The organism is Streptomyces sp. MZ04, from assembly GCF_004684775.1.
GTDB lineage: Bacteria > Actinomycetota > Actinomycetes > Streptomycetales > Streptomycetaceae > Streptomyces.
On record NZ_SRIC01000461.1, the window covers coordinates 1 to 3,970 of the forward strand.

3 protein-coding genes are annotated in these 3,970 nt (G+C 72.1%); 2 read left to right on the top strand and 1 reads right to left on the bottom strand.

The annotated features are described in order from the left end of the window. On the bottom strand, window positions 1–1,028 hold a 1,028-nt coding region (gene mtnA, locus E2651_RS41775; RefSeq protein WP_135336490.1), incomplete at its 3' end, for an S-methyl-5-thioribose-1-phosphate isomerase. A 350-nt stretch (window positions 1,029–1,378) separates the two neighbouring features. Here mtnA and E2651_RS41780 point away from each other — a divergent pair. Next, window positions 1,379–2,425 (top strand): BMP family ABC transporter substrate-binding protein, encoded by a 1,047-nt coding sequence (locus tag E2651_RS41780; RefSeq protein WP_135336491.1) that lies wholly within the window; start codon window positions 1,379–1,381, stop codon window positions 2,423–2,425. After that, the coding region (locus E2651_RS41785; protein WP_135336492.1) for an ABC transporter ATP-binding protein at window positions 2,409–3,970 on the top strand (1,562 nt) is incomplete at its 3' end. The genes E2651_RS41780 and E2651_RS41785, both read left to right, overlap by 17 nt.

The window sequence follows — 3,970 nt, forward strand, 5'->3', positions numbered from 1 at the left end:
GCCACCTCCAGCACACCCCGCTCCGTCACCAGCGCCGACACCAGCGAGCCCGGTGTCACGTCGAACGCGGGGTTGTGGCCGCGCGAGTCGGCCGGTGCCGTGCGGACGCCCGCCCACTCCAGGACCTCCTCCTCGCCCCGCAGTTCGATGTGGATGTCCGCACCCGTCGCCGTCGCGAGGTCCACCGTCGTCGTCGGCGCGGCCACCACGAACGGAATCCCCGCGTACGCGCACGCCAGCGCGATGCCGACCGTGCCGACCTTGTTGGCGGTGTCGCCGTTCGCGGCGATCCGGTCGGCCCCGACGATCGCCGCGTCGACCTCACCCCGCAGGATCGTCCCCGCCGCGGCGCTGTCCGCCTGCACGAAGTGCGGTATCCCCTCCTGCGCCAGTTCCCACGCGGTGAGCCGTGCGCCCTGCAGCAGGGGGCGGGTCTCATCCGCGTACACGGTCTCCAGGCGGCCACGCCCGTGGAGTTCGCGTATGACGCCGAGCGCCGTGCCCCAGCCCGCCGTGGCGAGCGCGCCCGTGTTGCAGTGGGTGAGGATCCGCAGCGGACGGTCCGCGGCGGCAGGCACCCGCTTCAGGAGCCAGTCGGCGCCGAACGCGCCCATCGCGTGGTTCGCCTCCAGGTCCTCCCGCACGATCGCCTCCGCCTCGGCGAGCACCGCGGGCAGACCCGCGTCGATGAGCGGGGCGACCCGGTCCACGCAGACCATCAGGTTCACCGCGGTCGGCCGCGCCGCCCGCACCCGGGCCACCTCGGCGTCCAGCCGCGCCCGGTCCCAGCCCTCGCGTTCGCCCTGCGCCATGGCGAGCGCCACCCCGTACCCGCCGGCGGCACCGATCGCGGGAGCGCCACGGACCACCAGGCGCACGATGGCGTCGATCAACTGGTCGACGGTGGTGACGTCGAGGCGGTTCAGGGCGTGCGGCAGCGCGGTCTGGTCGATCAGGGAGAGGGACGGGACAGCGCCGCCCTCCGCGGCCGCCGTCCACGTGACGGCGCGCAGATCCTGGCTGGTCATGGTGGTCAACTCCGAAGAAACAGGGGCGATTGGGGCCATGGGAGGAGGGGTGCCGTCACCGTACCCGACGCACTCGAACCATATTTCGAGACGTTCGTGCGGCTGTCCGAAATCCGGTGTTACCCTCACCGCCACCCAGGACGGATCGCCCCACGGTGCGAGGAGGACAGCCATGTACGACGCCATCTGCGGCACGGACGTCATGCGCTGCCCCGCCATGGCCGTCGACGCCCGGCGAATGTGTCGCTGTCGCGCCTGTCGCTCCTGTCGCCGCTGAGCGACACTGCTCCGCACCGTCCGCTCCCCGCCACCGCCTGGGCTCCCAGGCACCTTCGAGAAGGCGCTCCCCTATGTCCCTCTCCACGCGTACGTCCCTCAGGATCACCGCCGCCACCGTCGGCGCCGTCCTCCTGGCCACCGGCTGCAACGCCGCCGCCGACAAGGGCGGCTCCGACGGTGACAAGGGCGCCAAGGCGTTCACCCTCGTCACGCCGGACCCCGTGGCCCAGAACGAGTTCCTCAAGCTGGCGGTCAGCGGGGTGAAGTCGGCGGCGAAGGCGCAGGGCGGCGGCACGCCGAAGGTCTTCCAGAGCAGCGACACGTCCTCGCGGCAGCAGAACGTGCAGTCGGCCGTGGACTCCGCGCCCGACGTCATCGCGCTGGTCGGCTTCGAGTTCGCGGACATCGCGGCGCAGCAGGCCGAGGCGCACCCCAAGCAGCAGTTCCTGCTCGTCGACGCGTGCACGAAGAAGACGTACAAGAACGTCACCTGCGCGGTCTTCCGCGAGCACGAGGCGGTCTACCTCGCGGGCGCGGAGGCGGGTCTGCTCACCAAGAGCAAGAAGGTCGGCGCCGTCGACGTCCTCGACACCCCGCAGTTCCGGCGCTACAGCGAGCCGTTCGCGGCCGGTGCGAAGAAGGTCCAGCCGAAGGCCAAGTCGCGGACGCTGTTCGTGGGCGGGCAGTCGCCGTTCAACGACGCCGCGCGCGCCAAGGACCAGGCGGCGACGCTCGGTTCGGGCGGGGCCGACCAGGTGATGGCGGCCGCGGCGGGCGGCAACACGGGTGTCTTCCAGGCGGCGAAGTCCGGTGGCTTCAAGGCGTACGGCGTGGACGCCAACCAGTGCCTGACGAGCCCCGGCAACGTCGTGGACAACGTACTCAAGAAGACCGATGTCGCCGTCGAGAAGGGCATCGCGCAGATCCTGAAGGGCAAGGGCGGCACCACCGTGTCGTACGGCCTGAAGGAGGGCGGCATGTCGCTGACGGCGCTCGAGCCGGGGCTCGCGGACTCCCAGTGCCTGATCGCCGACCACAAGGACGTGCTCAAGCGCGTCGAGTCGCTGCGGGACGACATCGTCGCGGGGAAGCTGACCGTCCATGACCCGGCCGCCTGAGGACCGGGAGGCGCCCGACGCGGCCGCCGTCGAACTCCGGGGCATCACCAAGGAGTTCCCCGGCACCCTCGCCAACGACCGGGTGGATCTGACCGTCGCGCGCGGTGAGATCCACGCCCTGATGGGTGAGAACGGCGCGGGCAAGTCGACGCTGATGTCGGTGCTCTACGGCCTCCAGCGGCCCGACGCCGGGCAGATCCTGCTCGACGGGCGCGAGGTGACGTTCTCCAGGCCGAGCGAGGCGATCGCCGCCGGGCTCGGCATGGTGCACCAGAGCTTCAAGCTCTTCCCTTCCTTCACGGTCGCGGAGAACGTCGTGTACGCCGCCGAGCCGCGCCGCTTCGGTCTGACGGACCGGGCGGAGGCGGTGCGGCGTGTGGGTGCGCTCGCGAAGGAGCACGGGCTCGCGGTGGATCCGGCGGCGAAGGTCGGGGACCTGCCGGTGGGTGTGCGCCAGCGCGTGGAGATCCTCAAACTCCTCTACCGGGGCGCCCGTACGCTCATCCTCGACGAGCCGACGGCGGTGCTGACACCGGCGGAGGCCGACGCGCTGTTCGGCGTGCTGCGCTCCCTCGCGGACGACGGCCGCACGGTCCTCCTCGTCACCCACAAGCTGCGTGAGGTGATGGAGGGCAGCGACGCGGTGACGGTCCTGCGGGACGGCAGGGTGGCGGCGCGGATGCGCACCTCTGACACCACGGCGGACGGGATCGCGGCGGCGATGACGGGACGCGCGGTCGAACTGGACCGGGTGCATCCCTCGGGCACGCCGGGCGGTCAGGTCCTGACCGTGACGGGCCTGAGCACGGAATCCGTCCGTGACGTGTCGCTCACCGTGCGCGCCGGGGAGATCGTCGGCGTCGCGGGCGTGGCGGGCAACGGCCAGTCCGAACTGGCCGAGGCGATCGCGGGCCTGCGTCCGCTGACCGCCGGTCACGTCACCCTCTCCGGGCAGGACATCACCGACGCGACGGCCGCGGGCCGCCGTGCGGCGGGTCTCGCGTACGTCCCCGAGGACCGCACGGCGGTCGGCACGGCACCGGCCGCGACGATCGCGGAGAATCTGGCGATGGGCCACCACCGGGGCCACGGCCTCCTCCGCCCGTCCTGGCTCCGCGAACACGCCCGCGTCCTGATCGACCGCTTCGGCATCAAGGCGGCGTCGTCCGGGCACACGGCGGGCTCGCTCTCCGGCGGCAACCTCCAAAAACTGGTCATCGGCCGCGAACTGGCCCATGAATCCCCCCTGTTGATCGTCGAGCAGCCCACCCGGGGCGTCGACATCGGCGCCATCCAGACCATCCACGACCAGCTGATCGCCCACCGCGACGCGGGCCACGCGATCCTCCTGGTCTCGGCAGAACTCAGCGAGATCCGCGGCCTCTCGGACCGCGTCCTGGTGATGTACGAGGGCCGGGTGGCAGCGGAGTACGCCCGCGATGACGCGGACGAGCAGACGCTTGGGCTCGCGATGGCGGGCGGGGCGGCCCAGCCCACCCCGGCAGAGACCGCGCCCCCAGCCGTCCCCTCTCCCCGCGCGAGCGA

Excerpts from the sequence above, each read along its gene's own strand:
- E2651_RS41780 (WP_135336491.1), top strand. The coding sequence starts at position 1,379 with ATGTCCCTCTCCACGCGTACGTCCCTCAGGATCACCGCCGCCACCGTC.